Consider the following 21,321-nt stretch of genomic DNA (forward strand, 5'->3'; position numbering starts at 1 on the left):
AAACTCTACAATCCGTGGCAGAAGTATAATCAATTTGCGCTCAGATTATGGAAGTACTTGGCAAGGGAATCTAATTATACGAGACTGTACATTTATACCCCAAGGAGGAAAAACTGCTGTTCCAAACTTGATTAGCGGATCTAACAATGGACAACATGATTTCGGATATACTTGCTATATGCCGGAACAGATCCTAATTGAAAACCTTCATATTGATGATACTAATCATCCACAAGATTATAAAGGACCAGCTATTTTTGGAAATTTCAATCCTCAGATGAATAGTGATTCCTATGTGGAAAAATACCCTTACATTAAATCGAAAAAGGTGACACTAAAAAACGTAACAGTTTCTACCGGTGAAAAATTAAGGGTCAGTGATAACCTTTTTATGTTTAAGGATGTGAAAATCGAGAATAATTAAATGTCAATTGAAAGATTCTTAATCGATATATGCCTAACAGTTCCAAAAATCAATCTAAATTGTGCTTAGGGGTAAGTATAATCTATTTATAAAAAAAATTTCATTCAATGGATCAATTTGAAAAAAGGTTTTGCCAATTAACTTTCTGATAGTTTGATAAATTGAGGCGATTACTATTAATGGATTTTCAGAATAAAAAAATAATACTGAAATAGGATTTTAATGCAAAATCTAGTTGATTTTCAAAAGTTTAAATGTAGCTCGACAAAATGTGGTGGCAATATGTTTTAGTATTTTTAGGTGCGTTATTTTTTGATATTGTACCATTCCCCTTCCCTCCTGCATTTACAATAATGATGTTTTTTCAAATCATTTTTCAGTTGAATATATGGTTAGTCATCGTGATAGGAGTGGCTGGTTCAGTATTAGGTAGATATATTCTATTATTATATGCACCGATACTAGCCAAAATGTATTTAAAAGAATCTAAAAACAATGATATACAAATTCTTAGAGAAAAAATGAGGGAGAATGTCTGGAAAGGGCAAATGATTATATTAGCTTATTCCCTTTTACCCCTTCCTACCACCCCACTATTTTTAGGAGCAGGCATTTCAAAAATCAAGGCGAAATATATCATCCCGGCATTTATTATCGGTAAGTTTACCAGCGACACAATCGCTTTATTTGCAGGTGCATATGCGGTGGAAAATACCCAAACTATAATTGATAATACCTTTTCTTGGAAATCTGCTTTAAGCCTTGTATTCGGTTTAATTTTAATTTTTTGCCTTTTCGTTATAGACTGGCGAACCTTAATTCATTCAAAAAAACTAATATTGAATTTTAAAATCTGGAAGTAAATCCAATTTTTAGATAATTCTTTAAGTAGAGAAATAATCCATTAATCATTTTTTAAAACTGATTAAATAAATATCTAATAACCTGACAAACAATATTTTAATAGTTTCAAATAATCTAAAGCGCATTACTTTATTTTAGAATTAAAAAAGGATTATTTTAACAATACAAAATTCTCAATTTAAAACATTCTATATTAATAATATTTATTTTGGATAAATCGGGGATAATATTATAATTGTAAATTAAATATAATATTTGACTACTTTTTATTTAGTTCAGAATTCTACTTGCATGTTTGTTTTAATGTAAGGTCATAGTATGAAAAGAATTGTAAACGGCTTAATTAGAGAGACCAAAAAAGAGCTGAGGTATTTAATAACAAATCCTAAACCTATTTTATTTGACCACCTGCCAAAATGTGGGGGTACTACAATAAATTGGTACCTCGAAAGTGTATTTCCTAGAAGATTTGTTTATGAAATTTCTGGAGAAAACCCACTTGAAGCTGTAGAAAAATTCAAAGATTTGCCCAAAGGAATTAGGTTAAAATCTAAAGTAATATATGGTCATTTAGCAAATGAACTGATCGATTACGCCAATCCTGAATCATTGGTTGTCACTGTACTTAGAGATCCTGTATCTAGAATCGTTTCCCATTACCATTATGTAAAGGCAAACAAAAATCATTATCTGCATCATAAAATAAAGGAGGGAAAAATCCGACTCGACAACTATTGTTACCAAAATTTAAGTTCAGAACTTGAAAATTGGTATGTAAGTCATTTCTCAAAAATGAGTATCTCCCAAATAAATAGAGATCCAGATAAAGCAATTAAACTAGCCTTAAAAAACATTAAGGACAAGTATCATATTATTGGTTTTCAAGATGATATAACTTCATTCGTTAATGAATTAGCCCATTTAGCCAATTTAAAAAACAAATTCCAAAATCAAATTTTAAATGGCAGGAAAAAAAAATCAAAATCAAAAGAACTAGATCAGGCTACCTATGATTTAATTTGTGAAAAGAATTCTTTAGATATTGAATTATATAATCAATTAATTTTTTTAAGAGAAAGTAAAAAATCAAAAGTAGTTATTTTTAAAGGGGTATAAACTCTTTTAAGAACTTCTTCTTTCACTTTTATTTTGAAACAATATTTCTTCAGTTTCTCCTTTAAACAGTTAATTTCAAGGAAATAAATTTCTTGTCATTTAGTTCATTAAGATTTTAGATTCTATTTTATTTTGTACAAACCTCTAATAAAATTATAGTTTATTTTTATCACTTATTATTATCTGGATTTTTTTCAACTTATAGATTTATCAGAATTAATTTTACTAATACCAATTTGAAATAGTAAATTTCAAATTATTGGAACTCTGAAACTATGAAAAAACTTATTTTTATCCCTGTAATTCTACTCTTTCAACTTTGGTCGGAGGCTCAAGAAATAGAATTTGTAACTAATTCAAGACTGATTTTGGGTCCAGCAAAGGACAAATCTGCATCAATCAGTGCAGGGGACATTGACTCGGATGGAGACATTGATGTTTTAGTGGCAGATGGCAGGCATTGGCCTCAACCAAATAAGATATTTTATAATAATGGCTTGGGGATTTTTACAGTTTCGAAGTTTCTAGATAATATTTCTGAAACCAGTTATGCGACAGAATTGGCTGATTTCGACGGAGACGGGGATTTGGATGTTGCAGTAGGAAATGATATGGCTCCAAACTCGATATACATCAATGATGGAAAAGGAAATTTTATTAGATCAGGAAATTTTGGAAATGACTATTCCCCTACAAGAAATCTAAAAACTGTGGATATTGATTCAGATGGAGATATTGATATTCTGATCACAAATAGAGGACGTGTAAATGAAATTTGTCTAAATAATGGCAAAGGTGAATTTAATCAACTAGTAGAATTTGGTTCTACTGATGATTCCACCATAGATGTGGATGTAGCAGATATGGACCAAGATGGAGATATGGATTTAGTTTTAGCAAATAGAGATGGACAACAAAACTTCATTTATCTAAATGACGGAAAATTAAATTTTAATGAAAGAATCCCCTTTGGAACCGGAACAGACGAGACAAGGTCTGTAAGTGTAAAAGATATTGACCAAGACGGTTTCTTGGATATAATATCAGCCAATATAGGAGAGCCAAATGTTATTTACTTCGGTAACAAGGAATTGTCTTTTGGTCGGAAAATTATTTTCGACATCAATTCAAATGATTCCTATTCCCTTGATACTGGTGATTTAGATGGAAATGGCAGCATTGATATTGTCATTGCAAATTCTGAGAGTGCCAACATGGTTTTTTTGAATTTCGAAAAAGGTGAAGTATGGAAAGAAATCACTTTGAATAGTGGGGACTTAGATACTTATGACATAATTATTTCCGATTTAAATAATGATAATAGATTAGACATTATTGAATCTAACTCGGATGAAATTAATTACTTTTATTTCAATAGAAAATTGAATAAAATAAATTGATTTCAAGCTACTTACAAAAAGCCTGTAAAATTAATTTATACTTTTAGAAATAATGAATCCTTATAAAATCTGAATATGAAGCGTTTCCCAATCTTAGCATTTGCCCTATTTGCATTTCTTTTTTCTTGCTCAACAAAAGATGAAAGGAAACAAATAGAATCAGAAAATAATAATGCTGAATTAGAATTATTGGCTAATGGGAAATTACGATTTTTAAAACTGAATGGTACAGCTTATGAAAAAGGACTTGCCCACGGAAGGCTTTTAAAATCTGATATTCAAGAGGTCATTCAATTGTTTAAAGAAGATATCAAATCCAGCACAGGTCAAGACCCCGATGATTTTATAAAAAGCTTTTTGTCTCAAACTGATTACAAATATTCAGTGGAAAAATGGACACCCGAATTAATGGAGGAGTTGAAAGGAATCTCAGAAGGATCTGGAGTGGATTTTGAAACAATTTTTATGCATCAGTTAGGAGACGAATACTGGTTTAATACTAAGGATATCCTAGCCCACAGCTGTAGTTCTTTTGGTGTAAATAAAACCTCCTCCGAACCAAGTATCGCAGCCCAGAATATGGATATACCTGAATTTTACCATGGATTTCAAACAGTCATTGAATCCTCCAGTCCTGATTCAGACAAGAAACTGATGTATTTAACGATTCCTGGTCACTTGGGAATTACGGGAATGAACGATAGATCTCTTTCCATCAATTGTAATACCCTGATGCAGTTGGATTATGGAAAAACCGGACTCCCTGTGACATTTATCGTACGCGGAGTCTTAAGCAAAGAAACTCAAGAAGAAGCACTGGCTTTCCTAGATGAAATAAATCATGCCTCTGGCCAAAACTATATTATCGGAGGCCCGGAAAAAGTAGTAAGCATGGAGTGCTCTTCCCATAAAATAGTTGAGTTCAGACCATTTGAAAACTCTCTATTCACTTATCATACGAATCATCCGATGAGCAATACGGATTATAGCGCTAATTACCTAGAAGCTTTAAAGGCAAATAATAAATCTCCGGAAGAAGGACTTTATGAGTGCCAACGAATCAAATCATTCCAAAGAAGATTTACTGAAAATACTAAAAGTATCAGCTTAGATGAAATAAAAAATGTCTTGAGTTCAAGGGATAATGAAGGTTCTGATGTAGTCAGTAACAGAACCACTTACTCCAGTGTAATTTATGAATTATCAGAAAACCCAAAGTTTATCATTGCTCCGGGGAAACCTCATGAAACAGAATATATTGAGTTAGAATGGTAAAAATTTGAATCTTCAATCGAATTCAAATCTACTTTTTGAATATTAAATCCCTGCTATTTTTTAATCGATTTCAATTATAACTCTGTGAATTAGGGTTTTAATCTCCCAAAAAATCCTAATTTGTTGGAATAATAATTCAATTTTCAACTCTAAATGGGGCGTTATGAAAAAGTTGATTTTGGCAAGCCTTGTGATTTTTACTATTATTTTTCTGTCCTTTTCATTTTTTGAAAATAATTCCGCAATCAGTTTTCTGGATTCAATGAGTCAGGATCAGAAAGATAAAACGATGTTTCCTTTTGATGATCTAACCAAAACTAAATGGCATTATGTGCCAAGCAGTATGTTTCCAAGAGCAGGCATCTCCTTAGCTGAACTTAATGATTCACAGCATAATCTTTTTCAAAAGCTATTACAATCTTCTCTTTCTGAAACGGGCTTTGAGAAAGCCAATAGAATCATAGATTTAGAAAATGTACTTCGAGAAATATCTGGAGATACCGTCATGAGAGATCCCGGTAAATATTTTATTGCCTTTTATGGAAACCCTAAAAAAGACAGCCTATGGGCATGGTCTTTCGAAGGTCATCATATTTCATTGAATTTTACAATACTTAATAATGTCCAATCTATCGCGCCAAGATTTTTTGGGGCAAACCCCGCTATCATACCTTCCGGTCCTAGAAAAGGCGAAAGAACTTTAGAAAATGAAGAAGAATTCGGTTTTCAATTAATTAATTCACTTAATCAAGAACAAAAGGCAAAAGCTATTTTTCAGGAATCTTCCATAAATGAAATTGTAACCAGAAACTCTATTGATGTGAACCCTTTGTCACCTGTAGGAATCAGATTCGATGAGCTAAACTCAAATCAACAAAAAGTTTTCTTAAATCTTTTGGATGAATATTTAAACACTATGCCTAAGGAACTAGCGAGTGCAAGATTGAAAAATATCCAAAATGAAGAATTGGGTGAAATCAGATTTGGATGGGCTGGAGCTACTCAGATAGGAGAAGGCCATTACTATAGAGTTCAAGGCAAATCATTTTTAATAGAATTTGATAATACCCAAACCAACGCAAACCATATTCACACGGTTTGGCGAGATTTCGATGGAGATTTTGGGAAGGATTTAATCAAGGAGCATTATATGAATTCTGATCACCATAATTGATAAAATAGAGATTAATAGTTTCTCCTAAATTAATTCCCATGAAAAACATTCTATGGATTCGAATTATACTTACTGGTCTTGGGATGGAAATTATTTATGGCATCTACATCAGTTTTATTCGCTGGTATGAAGAAAGTCTCATGACAAGTTTTATAGCTCTAGCTATACTTATGTTTATTGGAGGTTATTGGGTAGCTAAAAAAACCCTCTCAAATAAGATTCTTCAAGGAGCACTAGTTGGAGTTGTTGGTGTTATTTTTTATTTGATAGTTTCTATTCTTTTGGCAGATGGTGAGGATGTTTCTACTGGTCTCCAATTTTGGATGGAGCACCTTGCCAAAATAGGTGGAGGAGCCTTAGGAGGTTTTTTTGCTAAAAAAAGAACCACAGGCATCAATTAAATAAGAACCTTTAAAAAAGAGTAGGCTAAACTCAAAATAAAACTATGAATTTCAAATCACTATTCAGTTTCATTCTGTATTTATTTTCTATCCAAATCGTCTTTGCCCAAGAGGTATTTCTCTATAAAGAAATCGATACTACCAAGCTATACATGGAGGTTTTATATCCAAATCAAATGGACTCTTCCCAAACCTACCCAGCTCTGGTTTTCTTCTTTGGTGGCGGATGGAATGGTGGAACACGTGCCCATTTTGAGCATCAAGCCGAATACTTTGCAAAACGTGGATTGATCTGTTTTCTTGTCGATTATCGAACCAGAAATCAACATCAAACAACACCATTTGAATCTTTAAAAGATGCTAAATCAGCAATTCGTTATTTGAGAAAAAACGCTCACAAATTCCACATTGATCCTTATAAAATCATCGCTTCTGGAGGTTCTGCTGGAGGTCATTTAGCAGCTGCTACTGCTTTGAGTCAAGGTTATAATGAAGAAACAGATCCTTTGGATATCAGCCCCGTTCCAAATGCATTAATTCTTTTTAATCCAGTTATTGACAACGGTCCAGGTGGTTATGGATACGAAAGAATTGGAGAAGCATACACCAGTTTTTCTCCTCTTCATTCTATTAAAGCTGGAGCACCACCTACTCTGTTTTTACTGGGCACAAAAGACAATCTAGTTCCAGTGATAACTGCTCAATATTATAAAATGGTGATGGAGAAAGTTGGAAGTAGGTGTGATTTAATTCTATATGAAGATCAGCCACACGGTTTTTTCAATTATCCGAATTTTGAAAACTATAGGAAGACGGTTCAGGCAACGGATAATTTCCTTCAGTCTTTAGGGTTTTTACAAAAGTCCCCTGAAGTTATAATTGAGTAATCTTTTTAAAAACAAAAGAAATAATTAACTCCGGGAGACTCCCCCGGAGCTAACCCTTTATCAAAAAGCAAACTGGTATTGTAGTACAAACTGCCCTTTCCTTTTAGCTGACTCATTAATTACTAGCAACTCATTTGTTCCTTGGACTAGGATTGGTCGACTTTGATAGTCTAGAGATAATTTAGATCTATGTCCCATTTGAATCCAATTAACACCGATATTATAGGTGGTAATTGAATTTTCTACTCTTTGGAAATCAGAAATGTTTAACTCAAGATAAGGCTGAAGAGTCCCTAGTTTTCCTAGGAGGTCTTTTCTCATTAAATAGCCAGCTTGACCATAATAAACTGTTCCAGTTCCAATTAATGGTGCGTTATTTCCCGGTCCATTGAAGGTACCTTGATCATTTACACCATTTGCAGGATTCATGGGACCTGTGTTATGGAGATGATTTGGGCCAAAATCATATTTCAAAAAAGCAACGTAAGCAGTTATTGAGTTTCCTTTTTCTTTATTTAAAGGGTTTTCAAGAAAAACATCAATTCCAAATTGCTTGCTAGCCTGTTGAAGAACAGGACCTGTAGAAACATCTCTATATTCTACTGCATGATCCTGAACAGCAAAACCAGAACCTAAAGAAAGTACTTTTTTTGTCCCTAAATAAGATCCCGTCATATAAGGGAATTGATTGCTTTCTTTATCCCAAAACTGCCACATAAAATATCCTTGAAATTGCATGGCTGGAGCTTCCGCGCTATAATAAGCCACCTTTGTTACATCTTCTGGAAGAGTCGGAACTGGTCCAGCTGCTGTCTGAATTGGCATTGGATTAGATGCTGAAATTCGGTAATCAAATGATCCCAATTTACCTTTGGCATATACCCCAAGCCTTCTTACAAACTGATCTGTCAGATCATTTGTGGTTTCCTGAAAATACGGTAAATCCATACCTAAAATACTTCCTACAGAAGAGGATGAATATCTAGATGTTCCATTCCAGCCATTTAATCCTGCTCCAAGAGATAATTTGGTTTTAATTACAGCATATTCTGCTGTAACATCATGCAGGAACATTCCTGGCTTTCTTGCTGAAGTTGACCCCCAACTATTTATACCAAACTGTGTATAAATAAAGATCTGATCTGTTATCTGACCAAATACCTGATAGCGAACTCTTCTTAACCCTACATCAAAACCGCCATTTTTTGCTGTCCCGAAAACAGTAGAACCTGGGTTATAATCTACATATCGCATCCAAATCTGGGCTAAGCCTGTTCCTCGAACATAATGACTCCCATCATCATTTAAGGAGATTTTTAAGTCTTTTTCGGAACTTTGAGCAAGGGACTGAACTACAATAACAATTAAAGCCATTGCAGACAAAAGGATAATTCTATTGAGCTTTTTCACAATAATTCTTCTTTTGATAAATCCAAAGCCTGCCTAAGGATTGAAGACTCAATGCCCGGCAAACCATGTTTTCATAAGAATTTTATCTCTTTTTTAATTAGATTTTTGCCAGTTTTCTTGCCGCCAAGTGATGATCAGAAGCAGGTTTATGTTTTTCAAGCCCAATGATCTTCACCGTTCCACCATTATCCTCATATTCATGTTGGAATAAATGAAGATTCTCCATTACGGAGTGATCTACTAATTTGGTACCTTTTAGATCTATTGTAACATTAAATCCTGCTGGGATTTCTTCCAATTTTCTTTTGATACCAAGGAAATTTGAAAAAATCGCTGATTTATTAATTTCAATCAGATAGTTGTCGCCTTCAAAAGAAACAATCGTAGGGGCTTTAAAGAAAGAAGAAATTGGTGTTCCATTAATTAAGTGAATAACCACTTTCAACAAAATACCTGCACCAATACCAATCAATAAATCTTCGAAGATGGTAAAGAAGATAGTCACCAAGAAAATCGCAAGTTGCTCTTTACCGATTTTGAATGTATTGATAAACTCTTTTGGATGCGCTAGTTTGATACCTACGGTAATAAGCATAGCCGCCAAAGCTGCATTGGGAATCATTTCAATAACAGGAGTGGCTACCAAAACGAAAATCAACATGAAGAAACCATGAAAAAAATTTGCCCAACGGGTTTTTGCTCCAGAGCTGACATTGGCAGAGCTACGAGCAACTTCTGAAATCATTGGAAGTCCTCCTAACAATGCAGCAAAAGTATTTCCTATACCTACGGCAATCAGATCCTTATCATTGTTAGATTTTCTTTTATATGGATCTGTTAAATCAATAGCCTTAACCGTAAGCAAAGACTCCAAGGTGCCCACTAATGCAAACATGATCACATATTTGATAAAAACTCCTGTTTGAGCAAAACCACCGAAATCCGCATTGTACTTTACATTTTCTACAAAATTTCCAATGTGTAAGAGCGCATAAGCTGGTTCGGTATGTTCAAAATCCATGATTAGTTCTGCTGGAATTGCAAATAACAAAACAACCAATGGAGCAGGTATTTTCTTGATCTTGGTGTTTTTGATACTTGGCCATGCCATCATTATGATCAATGAAACCACCCCAACTACTGTCGCTTTTGGGTCTAGATTCATTAAGAAATTTGGCACAGCCCCCAATAAGCCAAAAACGCTTAATCCTTTTGACAATGAAGGATCAACATCCAAAAGAATAGGAATTTGCTTGACAATGATAATAATACCAATCGCAGCAAGCATTCCATGAATAGCAGATAGTGGGAAGATGTCAGCAAGTTTTCCAAGTTTGAAAACACCGAATAAAACCTGTACTAATCCAGCTACAGCCATCGCTCCTAGCGCCAGTCTCCAGCCTATTTCTCCTCCTCCAAATTCTCCTACAGCTCCGGCAACTACTACGATTAATCCAGCTGCAGGACCTTTAATGGTTAATCTTGAGCCCATAAAAAAGCTGACGATAATACCCCCAATGATTGCCGTAAGCAATCCCATAATTGGAGGAAATTCTGATGCTTTTGCAATACCCAAACTGAGTGGCATCGCTAATAGAAACACAACGAAACCTGAGCTAGCATCTGCTCCAAAGTTTTCTTTTAAGCCTTCCCAGCCATCTTTAGGAAGAGCAAGTTTTGATTTTTTTTCCATTTGATAGTTTGATTTGGTGAGCATGATTTCTCAGCTCAAATGATATTTTTTTGATTTTAGGATATATTTTTATTGAAGGCTTAGCTCGATAAAACTTGCCTTTTAGAGAAAAGATTGATGCGCCTTTTTTTGGAATCTACATAGGAATCAATTTTGCTTCCGCTGCCCATAAAGAGTCTTGCGAATATTCTTATAGCAACAATTCCTTCCATGACAAAAGCCAAAGCCGCAAAGAATGCTAATAGAAATTGATCCTCATGAATATGTGTAAAAAGGAGATCCTCCCCGATGAATGTAGGTGAAAGCGGAAATCCCATTAAACCCAAAGCACTCAATAAAAAAAGAAAGGCTTGGACAGGATATTTTTTTACATAACCATGATATTCGTGCATTCCAGATTGGCTTGTTTCTTTTTTAAGCCAGGTAATTATCAGTAAACCAGACAATCCAAACACGAGCACGCCACTGAAATAGATCACTACTTCTTCTATTCCAAACACTTCATTTTCAGATATTGCCAATACCAGCCACAAGTGATTTATCAAAAGCATAGTCCAGCTTAATCTTGCAGATCTTCGTTCTGAAAATGCTTTAAAAACCATCAGAAGCCCGATAAACGCAAATAATGCAGGTAATACTACTCTAATAGATTCCGGGATTTTATAACCAGCCATCAACAAGCCCAAACCAATTAAATAGCTTGGTAAGAAGTACAATAAAACGCTTCTGTAACTTAAGAAATCAAGTTTGTGACCTAGGTTTTTAAAGGGCCTGAAGATGATTTGATTGATCAATTTATCTAGATTCCATTCCTTCAAACTCCATAAGTAGCAGGAAAGAACTAATCGTTGAGAAAAACCCGAACGTTGTTTTTTCAATTTTGGCACATAGCCATAAAACTGCTCACGAATCAAGTAGCTCACGATAGACGGAGATACCAATAATTGATAGGTTCTTAAGAAAGCATTTCCAGCAAAATGGAATAAAGCTAAAACCTCAAATCCCGCAGCAACTTCGATAAACATAATGCCGATTTGGGTCAGTGAAGAATAGCCTATCTGTGTCTTTACTGAAGTTTGAACCCTTGCAATCATAGTTGATAGGATAGCAGTAATCAATCCCACCAATACTATTATTATTCTTACTACCACTTGATTTTCCCAGAAAGGAAAAGTTCTGAGCAATAGAAAAACTCCTAAATGAACAGATAGAGACCCATAGAAAATTGCTGAGGAGGGTGTTGGACCTTCCATTGCTCTTGGAAGCCAGGAAGAAAATGGGAACTGTGCAGATTTTGCAGCAGCAGCCAAAAGCAACATAACTGAGATAAATAAGCCAATTCCTGAATGCCCCATTAAATGTTCCGAGACAATTTCCGAATTTGTAAGTTTCAAGAAAGTCACGTTTTCGTGCCATAAATGATGGCTAGCCCACATTGCCAAAATGACTCCTACATCACCTATTCTGTAGATAGAAAAGACTTTGATTGCATTTCTTGTCGGTAAATAGTGCTCTCTGTAAAAAGCAACCAACAAAAAGGAGGATAAACCAAGCATTTCCCAACCAACAAACAAGGTCTCCATATTTCCAGCTAAAACCGTTACGTTGTAACCGAGATAGAAAAACAAAACGGTATTGAAAAAGCGCTTATATCCAGGCTCTCTGTGCAGGTAATATCTGCTATAATAGGTGATAAGGAAGGTCAGCATAGCACCCATGACTACGTAGACAGCTCCAATTCTATCAAAGAAGAAATCAACTAGAAACTCAAAATCGGATGTTTTGTAAAGGACAAACTCTTTCAGGTTTAAAGTCTGAAAGTCCTCCAATCCCCAGAAAACAAGGAAAACCAAAATGCTAATCAAATTCAATCCAGCTGTATAGAAAGCTACTTTTGAAAGTATACTTTCTTCTTTTTCCGGAACTAGTAAGCTGATTATAAAACCGATAAGAGGTATCCCTATCATCAGTTGAATCCAAGAAGACAATTCCATTACAATGAGTCGATTAAATAGATTGGCAAATTCTGATCTGAATTAAGAAGCTTTGATTTCAAATGGTCAACATGTGAAATTGTAGTACCTGGCTCATAGAGTACAAAAGCCCCATCTTTAAATCGATGAAACGTTCTTGTTCTGGGATCCAAAACCACGAAAATCACCCAGTAATTTTTGACCCATTCATAAGTGCCTGGATTATTCAGAAGTACATTCATCACAACTTCAGGTTCATGCTCTACCACTAACATCAATCGGATAGGATCATGTATTTCTACCATCTGATAAGGTAAGCCTGTTCTAAGATCGCCATCTGCTCCATTGGCAACTCCAATAAGACCCATCACATTATGGGGTAGTTTTGTGCCTGCACCAAGTCTCTCGTTATCCATTCTTGAGAAATAATATTCGAGATTGATACCGCCACAAACGGGCGCTGCCGCTCCAAGAATTTTAGTTAAAGCAACACCTTCAGGATCTGTCCTGTAATCATAGGAATTCAAAAATGCTCTCCTATCCAAAAACAAATCTTCAATAGTTGATTTTCTTGAAACAATACAAAGACTATTCGTCGCATGATTGTACTCTGGCCTTGGTTCAAAAAGAGATACAGCTCTCTTTTTTACTGCCTCATGTAGCTTTGAAAGTGATTTAGATTTATCCTGTGTTGCAAATCTTCTTGCTCTTTCCATCGCATTGATATCCAAAGCTTCTTGAAAAACCTTAATATTTTTTTGATGCTTTACCTTGTTTTCTACTGATAATACATCCAGATCATAAAATTCGACTTCATCTTTAGTAGTGTCGTGAAGCCCTCCAACAAATTGAGTAGAGTCCGGAAGGGAAATTCCTCTTTCAGCAAGGATTTTTCTGACTCTTGCATCATTTCCCATAAATGCTGCCACACGAGCATTCACCGAGCCTGGTCTACCACAACATGCACCACAGTCATACCCTGCATAATGCGTATTGTTAATACTTGATGCCCCATGCCCAACCAGGTAAATCAAAGAAGAAAATTTCTCCAAAAGACCTATACTCTTCAATAATCCTTCGACCCTATCCGCCATTTCTTCGATTCTGAAACCAACTTGCAAGTCGCCTTCTACCCCACCTTTATACTCTATGGTCAAAGAACCTTTAGGATCCATATGGCTAAAAGAAGAAACTTCTAAAGCAGAAGAGGATGGTCTAAGAATATTTTTCACCAAATTCAAAGCAGACCAAAAACCAACAGTTTGTGCACTGACCCACCCCCTTAACAAGGAATGATTGTTTTGATGAAAATGTACGTCTTTTGAGAGCTTTTTATGATTTGCTGTTTCCTTGATTAAATATTTTGGAAACATAGGTGCTGGGCAAACCTTCGTATGAAATTTTCCAAACTCTGGTTGAAAATAGAATTCCACATTGAAAAACCCAGGAGTTCCAAAAGTCGCACACTCAGGTTCTACAAATTCCAAATGTCGACGAAGCGAGCATTCTCTGTCATCAATACAGAACATCGCCTGAAAACTTGGCAAATTTGGAGATCCAGGACTTGGAGTTACTGCTTTGATACCAGACAAAACCTCATCATGGAAGCTCCATTCATAAGCTTCTTGCCAACATTGAAGAATCAGATCCAATTCTTCGAATGGACTGTTTACAAATAAATCTGTAGTATCAAATGGGAAACGAATTCCTATAGGACTCCAGTTTTCTCCAAACTTTTGATCTAAAGCATCAATCTCCAAAAGACATTCAAATAAGATTAAATCTTTTAAAGCGATGGTTTTAGAATCCAATAATGATCCAGGTTGGTTTTCCAAAACAGAAACCATACCTGACCATCCCGGATGGGCAAATTGTTGATCAAACAAATACCAACCATAAGATTCTTCTCTGCCTACTAAAATTTCCAATAGCATTTCTAAGCTTAATGCCGAATCAAATAAAAGAGATTTGGCTCTTCTGCTTTTTAATATCGATGAGTAGCTTTCCTTCTGAATGAGTTTTATAGCATCCAAAAATCCTGTTGTCTCCACGGGAAATGCCCACATAGAAATCCCTTGATCCAAATAAGATGAAATCAAACGAAATAGAAATGGATGAATATTTTTATCCAAATTGAAATGATAATCTGATTTCCAGTGAGATCTGAAAGAACCTACTTTTTGGCTTTTATTTTTGGCAGGATTTGAATGAAGTAGCTTCTCCATCCAATTTTCTAAATTTTCAGATCCAAATTGTTCAGAAATGGTATTAGTAAGAACTTTTGGATTGATTTTGCCTCTTTTGTATAATTCCCTGTAGTCCTCTAAAGGAAGATATCCTTTAAAACCAAATTGGGAGCCTGCTTGCTTTAATGCCTGATGAAATGGCAAATTCTGAAAAGCATGCAACGTATTATGATGGACAAAGTCCTTCAGTGGTGCTTGACTCGGAAGGAAATGCATCAATTCATGCAGAATCTCCTCAGCGTCAAATGCATGAGTTTGCTTTGATAAATTCATTAAAATTAAATATGAGTGAATGATATATAAGACCAGATTGCAAATGCAAAATGGACTACCACAGGAGGTGGTTTATCATAGCCCTTTGGGCAAAAAATTAACTAAGGTATACTTTCCAAGAATGGAAAAGATCGTAAAAATGTAGGTTTCCCTGCTTGGCTCTACTATTAAAACCTGCTAAAAAGGTTGTTTTATATAATTTTTTGAAGGAATTGGAAACAAGTTTTTCAATTATTGATACCAATTGTTCATTTTCCGATTCCTCCTCAGAGCTCTCTTCTAAGACCGCATCAGAATGACTATGCTCACATATGATTAAAGTGGCAATACGATCATTAATTGGTACATACTCAATACATTCTTTATTTTCAATTAGAAAATTTGGCAATGTCTCAACAGTCGCATTTCCTAAAGAAAAAGCAATCCGAATGGAAAAAATTAAGAGACTAAGAATTATTGGCATTTAGATAATAAACAGTGCGAAATATACAACTTTTTCCAATTACACAAGAGATAATTATTTTTATTACTGATTTTACATATAAACTATCCTATTTATGTGAATTGGATAATTAACTGGCAAATTTATATGTCTTTAGTATAAAATTAATATTTGAAATTTTCCTGTATTTGAAGCCTTATTTAAACATCGACAAAAAATTGAAACTAGGTAAAACAAAAAATCAATAAAAAAAGCCCCGAAAATTATCGGGGCTTCAGGTGATCGTGAACAACTTTTCACTAATTCCTTATTTCAATATTGCCACTAGAGACAACACCAGAAACGGTATAAGGAGAACCATTATCTATATTTAAATTTCCGCTCGAAGAACTATCTCCAACTGAAACTTTACCACTTCCTGCACTAAGACTAAAATTAAAGCCATTTAGATCTGAAAATGTTTGAATCCTAATATTACCTGAGGAAGCATTAAACTTAGATTCAGAACTTAGTCCAGAATTGATTGCATTTATTCTGCCTGAGGAAACTTCAAGTTTTCCAATTTCATTTATCCCAATCAAGTCCATATTTCCGGAGTTCAATTTCGCATGAAGCATTCCTTCCACATTTTCTGCTTTATAACTTCCCGAAGATCCATTTAATGAAACATTTCCAAGAATATTTCTCATGGTTACGCTTCCCGACCCTATTTCAATTTTAGTATTTCCTTCTAAGTTTATAAGACTTAAATCCCCAGAACCAGCTCTTAAATCAATTTTATTCGCATTTAAATCCTGGACAATCAATTTTCCTGAACCGGCTGATATTTCCATTAAGTCTCCTATCACATTAGATATGGTTGCTTTTCCAGATCCAACTTCAACATCTAATTCCATCTCAACGGGTCCCCTCAGATAAATATGTCCCCTACTCCTTCCAGAACTTCCAATATTTTTTTGATCGAGCTCTATTATCAATTTATCTTGGTCTTCCCTGTATTCAATTTGATACCTTCCAGATCTATTAGATTCCAATACAGCATCAAGTTGAATAGTAGTCATAGATGGATCCCCTTGATATATAACCTCTAGAAAACCAGACTCTATTTCAACTTTATTTATTCCGGAAAACTCTTCATTAATAGATTGAACTATTTCTAATTCTGAATCACAAGAGCTAAACAAAACTTGAATAGATAATACTGTAAACCCAGTAAATACTTTTAATAAATTCCTTTTGAATTTCATTTTATGCAGATTTTAAAATTTTAATTTGTTTTTTATTTTTAAAAGCACTGCATGCATACAAATGTACGACTTTTCACAGTGCTGGTTATCAATGATTTGATTTATTGATTTATGTCAAATCAAATTGGTTTTATCTCTTAATTTAAAATTGGGTGGAGATAGGTCACCAAAGATTTTAGAATTAATACTTTGGTAAGTAATATCAATTTTGATAGTCATATAGAATAGATTTTTGGTTTAGTTTTACCTTACTTCCCTTATGACAATTCAAATTGATTTCACCCCTATTTAATTTCTTAAAAAATGATAGCCCAAACTTCAAAAGCCCCTTACTATGCCGTTATCTTCACTAGCATCAGAACTGAAATTGATGAAGATTATTTAAAAACTGCAACTCAGATGGAAGAACTGGCAATTCTTCAACCTGGGTATTTGGGGCATGAAAGTGCACGGGAAAGCATAGGAATTACCGTGAGCTATTGGAAAGATCTAGAATCTATCAAAAATTGGAAAAAACAATCCGATCATCTATTGGCCCAAAAAAACGGAAGAGAAAAATGGTATTCAGCCTACAAAATCAGAATTTGCCTTGTGGAAAGAGACTATGATTTCAAATTATAAATCTAAACTCTAAAAAGAATAACCAAAGCCGACCCCTGCGAATAAGGGCCAAAACCCATTGTTATTAAAAATTGGATTGATATTGATTTTCCACATAAAACCTCCATCTACGGGCACTTTTCTATATCCAAAATTCAAAGTCCCCATTACACTTGGCGAACCGTCTACATCCAATATAAAATTATAATCTGAACTAGTGACACAATTAACACAGCCGGCATAACCATATTCTTGTTGAGAAAAGGTAAAAAAGGTAGCTCCTATCCCAATCTCAAAATAGTGGGGTCCTTTTCCCATCAACCTATTTGCCATGATTGGAATTGAAAAAAATGATTCTCCTTCAGCTGCAAAACCTCCGAATCCAAGTCTCATTCCCCAGGAATCAACTTTTTCCTTATCAAATCTAAAATCGTAATTGAAACTGTAGGGAAGCCCAGGGCCGCCTAATTCCAGATAAACTGACTTTGTCGGCAATTTTTCTTGAGAGTATAAATTACCCGCAATAAAAAATAGAAGGAATCCAAAAAGAATTTTTTTCATAGTCAGCTAATATTAATCGATTATTCCCGTAACGTACAGATTTTATACAATGCTACACAAAGTCTTTCAAAAATTTATGTATCGAGGTTTTAAATAGAACTTCATTGAAGATTGTTATTTTTAACCCGTGAAAAATATAAATCCCAAAAATTTCAATTTTCGAAATAGGTTATTTTTGACCATCCTTGCATTTAGTTCCTATTTATTCTTAATGATACTGGGTTCTTGCGTGGATCAATTAGATTCGGATCCATTTGGCTCATGCCCTGCTCCGGAAACTTCAAATGCCATAGGTTTAAAAGTAGCTTATAGTCCTTATCAGGATAATAGATATTCGACAGATCAAGATACTGTTGCACTAAAAGATTTTTCCATAAATTTTGAGGTTGTTGCTGAATCAAATACAGAAAGTAACCTAGGATACATGCCTGGAAAGGCATTTGCGTTGTCCTGCATAAAAACCTACCGGTTTAAAAACATTTCAAATATAGCGGTAACCTTACTCTCCCCATTTAATGGATTACCAGTTGGAACAGATATATCGTACTTGCTTCAAGTAGATCCAGAGACAACCTTAAACAGATTTAGGGAGTTTGATAACATATCAAATTATTTGGGCGCAAACCTTACTATTGTACCTGAAAATTACGAGCAACTTAAAACAAGGACGTTTTTATTCTTAAAAGATGGCAGTAAAATCATTGTAGATTCTACCTCTCCCCGTATTAAAATTAATTGAACCAAATGTTACGCAAATCATTCCTTTGGATTTTCGCTATTGCCATGATATTGGTAGTGGTTTATATGCTAGGTCCAAAAGTTGAAAAAGAAGAATTAGTAATACAATTTCCTGATATTCCAACAAGGATGCAGGAAATCGAAAATTACGTTAATCAAAGGGAGGATACCGTTTTAGGATTAAAACCAGATAATGAGGCCTACATTGTATGGGCAGATAGTTCCAATAAAAGAAAAACTCCTTACTCCATTGTCTATATTCACGGTTTTGGAGCTAGTCCAATGGAAGGTGATCCTGTTCACAGATTCCTAGCAGCACATTTTGGTGCCAATTTATTTGTCACAAGACTTCCTGAACATGGGATAAAGAGAGCCAATGGTATGGAATATTTATCCGCTCAAGCACTTGCTGATGCAGCTGGTGAAGCCTATCAAATTGGCAAAAATCTAGGAGATTCAGTTATTGTAGTAGGAACTTCTATGGGCGGTGCATTGACATTATTACTCGCAAGTCAGCAACCTGAGATCAAAGCCGTAGTAGTTTATTCTCCTGCAATTCGGGACAATGGAGAAAAGCTTGCAGTCTTATTTGTTCCTTGGATGAAAAAAATAATGGAGTGGACTTGGATGGAAGATAAAGTTAGAACCCAAGAGAGAAAAGGTGAAAAGGAAAAGTACTGGTCTGATAAATATCATATTAATGGATACCAAAGTTTAGCGGTTTTGATGTACAGTATGATGAATAAAGAAACCTTCTCCAAAATTAAGCAGCCTTTATTTTTGGGCTACTATTATAAAAATGAGGAAGAACAAGATTTCGTGGTATCTGTACCCCAAATGTTAAAAATGTATGAAGACCTAGGAACTCCTGAAAGACTGAAAAGAAAAGAGGCATTTCCCGATGCTGGTGACCATGTCATTGGTAGTTCAATTACTTCCAAAGATTGGGAAGGGGTTCTTTTTAGGACAATTGATTTTCTGGAGAATGTAGCTAAAATACCTTCCCGAGCTGACTTTCAACAAAAAGTGAATGAATTAAACGAGCTGGACAAAGAGCTCAATTTAATGAATGAGAACTAAACAAAATATCCTCTGAAATTCATTCAGAGGATATTTTTTATTCAAGAGAAAAAGAATACTTAAATGGCTCGGCTGGAAGGTTTATACTATTGTAAAGATTTACTTCTGGGTTATCAGCCCAAGCATATCTGATTTCGCTTGGATTAATAATTGTGGTTTCAAATATCACTTCATTATTACCGGAAATTTCACCAACAACTTCTTGAAATTTACCCTTAGAATCAGCGATAATAAAACCCTTTACTGAGTCCGAATCATCTGAAAGTTTAAGCCCTTCACCGACAGCTTTAAAACTAATTGTAATTTTTCCTTCTTCAGCAATTGCACTTTCAAAAACTGGCCCCGAAGCCAAAATATTTTCTTTATAGGCCACTTTCCTAGCTTGAAGCCAAAGTCTTTCCCCTACATCCTTTTTGTTTTTAGGATGAATATCTCCTTCCTCTCCAATATCAATTATAACGGCCATCCCTGTATTAGGAACAGAAAGCGTCTGGGCTTGAGCATCTCTTAAAAATGCCCAATTACTATCAGGCTGAGGAGATTTTCTTTCCATAAAATTAGCCAACTGTACAAAGAGAAAAGGAAACTCTCCAATTTTCCAATGTTGCCTCCAATTAGTAATCATAGCTGAAAACAACTCTTTGTATTCCCCTGCTCTGCCTGCATTGCTTTCACCTTGGTACCAGATAGCACCTTTAATAGGGTAATCGGCAATAGGACTAATCATGGCATTAAACATCATTCCTGGCTTCCAATTAATCCATTCCACTTTTGGAAGCATAGGTTCTACAATATCAGTAGAGTAGCTCCAAACTCCTTCCAAAGAAATTTTATTGCTGCCCTGAAGGATATACATTTCTCCAGGTTCTCCAATTCTTGGCTGATTATCCCAAGTATTTATGGCTCTAATAGTAAGTATATTATTTCCAGAAAGTAACAATGATGCGGGTATTTCCAGCTCAGGAGTAGTTGTTCCCCAATCCTTATAGTGAAGTAACTTACCATTCAGGTAAACATACCCCATTTGATCAATTAAAGGTAAATGTAAAGTGGCATCTTCTGCGGAAGTAGCTTTAAACACTTTCCTGACCCAAGCAATATGTTGGAGAGGATTTGAATTTGGTAAATTAATCTTTCTCCATTGGCTATCATCATAACCTAAACTTGAGACTTTTAGGGCTGCTAAAGAATCTGGTTTTGAAATAAGTTTATTTCTTAATTCTTTTCTCTTTTCATTCTCCTCCACCTCATTTTGCCATTTATCAGCATTCTCCATAATATCTAATGCCTCTTTTGAATAAGACGCGCTCATCCCGGCGAGTACCGAAGCTTCAGTCCATCCTTCAGCCGGAGTTCCACCCCAGTTGGACTCAATGATCCCAACTGGCACATTTTTCTCTAAATGATTTCTTTTAGCAAAAAACCAAGCAACAGCAGAAAAATCAGGCATGTTCTCAGCATTAGCAACTCTCCATTCTCCTCCTACAACATCCTCTAGAGGTTTTGCACTGTAAGAT

General features: G+C 34.9%; 17 protein-coding genes and 1 pseudogene. 11 read left to right on the forward strand and 7 right to left on the reverse strand.

Annotation, left to right across the window (positions count from 1 at the left end):
* The 8 genes and pseudogenes from Q0L68_RS05325 to Q0L68_RS05360 form a co-directional block, all read left to right on the forward strand.
* Positions 1-424: pseudogene (locus Q0L68_RS05325) on the forward strand (hypothetical protein); the annotation flags it as partial.
* A gap of 380 nt (positions 425-804) precedes the next feature.
* Positions 805-1,287 carry a hypothetical protein gene (locus Q0L68_RS05330; protein WP_296700423.1) on the forward strand — a complete coding sequence of 161 codons (483 nt, stop codon included), beginning with the start codon at positions 805-807 and terminating at the stop codon, positions 1,285-1,287.
* Between the two features lie 319 nt (positions 1,288-1,606).
* A complete protein-coding gene (locus Q0L68_RS05335) occupies positions 1,607-2,404 on the forward strand; it encodes a sulfotransferase family 2 domain-containing protein (RefSeq protein ID WP_296700426.1) in 798 nt (265 codons plus the stop codon).
* Positions 2,405-2,679: 275 nt separating this feature from the next.
* Positions 2,680-3,804, forward strand: coding sequence for a VCBS repeat-containing protein (locus Q0L68_RS05340; protein WP_296700429.1), 1,125 nt, complete (start codon positions 2,680-2,682; stop codon positions 3,802-3,804).
* 75 nt (positions 3,805-3,879) lie between these two features.
* Entirely contained in the window at positions 3,880-5,079 is a 1,200-nt protein-coding gene (locus Q0L68_RS05345) for a C45 family peptidase (protein WP_296700432.1), read from the forward strand.
* A 163-nt stretch (positions 5,080-5,242) separates the two neighbouring features.
* On the forward strand, positions 5,243-6,253 hold the full coding sequence (locus tag Q0L68_RS05350; protein WP_296700436.1) for a DUF3500 domain-containing protein: 1,011 nt from the start codon (positions 5,243-5,245) through the stop codon (positions 6,251-6,253).
* 38 nt (positions 6,254-6,291) lie between these two features.
* The gene (locus Q0L68_RS05355) at positions 6,292-6,654 is read left to right on the forward strand and encodes a TIGR04086 family membrane protein (RefSeq protein WP_296700439.1); all 363 of its coding nucleotides are present in this window, start codon (positions 6,292-6,294) and stop codon (positions 6,652-6,654) included.
* 44 nt (positions 6,655-6,698) lie between these two features.
* Positions 6,699-7,541 carry an alpha/beta hydrolase gene (locus Q0L68_RS05360; RefSeq protein ID WP_296700442.1) on the forward strand — a complete coding sequence of 281 codons (843 nt, stop codon included), beginning with the start codon at positions 6,699-6,701 and terminating at the stop codon, positions 7,539-7,541.
* 60 nt (positions 7,542-7,601) lie between these two features.
* Here the strand turns inward: Q0L68_RS05360 and Q0L68_RS05365 are convergent, their stop codons facing one another.
* The 5 genes from Q0L68_RS05365 to Q0L68_RS05385 all read right to left on the reverse strand — a co-directional run bounded on the left by Q0L68_RS05365 (position 7,602) and on the right by Q0L68_RS05385 (position 16,825).
* Positions 7,602-8,951 (reverse strand): hypothetical protein, encoded by a 1,350-nt coding sequence (locus Q0L68_RS05365; protein ID WP_296700445.1) that lies wholly within the window; start codon positions 8,949-8,951, stop codon positions 7,602-7,604.
* 97 nt (positions 8,952-9,048) lie between these two features.
* Entirely contained in the window at positions 9,049-10,644 is a 1,596-nt protein-coding gene (locus Q0L68_RS05370) for a SulP family inorganic anion transporter (protein WP_296700448.1), read from the reverse strand.
* 80 nt (positions 10,645-10,724) lie between these two features.
* A complete protein-coding gene (locus Q0L68_RS05375; protein ID WP_296700451.1) occupies positions 10,725-12,638 on the reverse strand; it encodes a proton-conducting transporter membrane subunit in 1,914 nt (637 codons plus the stop codon).
* The gene (locus Q0L68_RS05380) at positions 12,638-15,136 is read right to left on the reverse strand and encodes a YbcC family protein (RefSeq protein WP_296700453.1); all 2,499 of its coding nucleotides are present in this window, start codon (positions 15,134-15,136) and stop codon (positions 12,638-12,640) included. Before Q0L68_RS05380 ends, Q0L68_RS05375 begins: the two co-directional genes overlap by 1 nt.
* Positions 15,137-15,877: 741 nt before the next feature.
* Positions 15,878-16,825 (reverse strand): DUF4097 family beta strand repeat-containing protein, encoded by a 948-nt coding sequence (locus Q0L68_RS05385; RefSeq protein ID WP_296700456.1) that lies wholly within the window; start codon positions 16,823-16,825, stop codon positions 15,878-15,880.
* A gap of 303 nt (positions 16,826-17,128) precedes the next feature.
* On the opposite strand from Q0L68_RS05385, the gene Q0L68_RS05390 reads away from it, so the two are divergent.
* Positions 17,129-17,446, forward strand: coding sequence for an antibiotic biosynthesis monooxygenase (locus Q0L68_RS05390; protein ID WP_296700459.1), 318 nt, complete (start codon positions 17,129-17,131; stop codon positions 17,444-17,446).
* Between the two features lie 9 nt (positions 17,447-17,455).
* Here Q0L68_RS05390 and Q0L68_RS05395 read toward each other — a convergent pair whose 3' ends face one another.
* Complete coding sequence (locus Q0L68_RS05395) at positions 17,456-17,986, reverse strand: hypothetical protein (RefSeq protein WP_296700462.1); 531 nt, start codon at positions 17,984-17,986, stop codon at positions 17,456-17,458.
* Positions 17,987-18,161: 175 nt separating this feature from the next.
* Between Q0L68_RS05395 and Q0L68_RS05400 the strand changes: the two genes are divergently transcribed.
* Both Q0L68_RS05400 and Q0L68_RS05405 read left to right on the forward strand, forming a co-directional pair.
* Positions 18,162-18,725, forward strand: coding sequence for a hypothetical protein (locus tag Q0L68_RS05400; protein ID WP_296700465.1), 564 nt, complete (start codon positions 18,162-18,164; stop codon positions 18,723-18,725).
* Positions 18,726-18,730: 5 nt separating this feature from the next.
* On the forward strand, positions 18,731-19,804 hold the full coding sequence (locus Q0L68_RS05405; RefSeq protein WP_296700468.1) for an alpha/beta hydrolase: 1,074 nt from the start codon (positions 18,731-18,733) through the stop codon (positions 19,802-19,804).
* A gap of 37 nt (positions 19,805-19,841) precedes the next feature.
* On the opposite strand, the gene Q0L68_RS05410 is transcribed toward Q0L68_RS05405, so the two are convergent.
* The coding region (locus Q0L68_RS05410) for a sialate O-acetylesterase (protein WP_296700470.1) at positions 19,842-21,321 on the reverse strand (1,480 nt) is incomplete at its 5' end.

Origin of the sequence: Algoriphagus sp., assembly GCF_024642405.1 — a bacterium.
GTDB lineage: Bacteria > Bacteroidota > Bacteroidia > Cytophagales > Cyclobacteriaceae > Algoriphagus.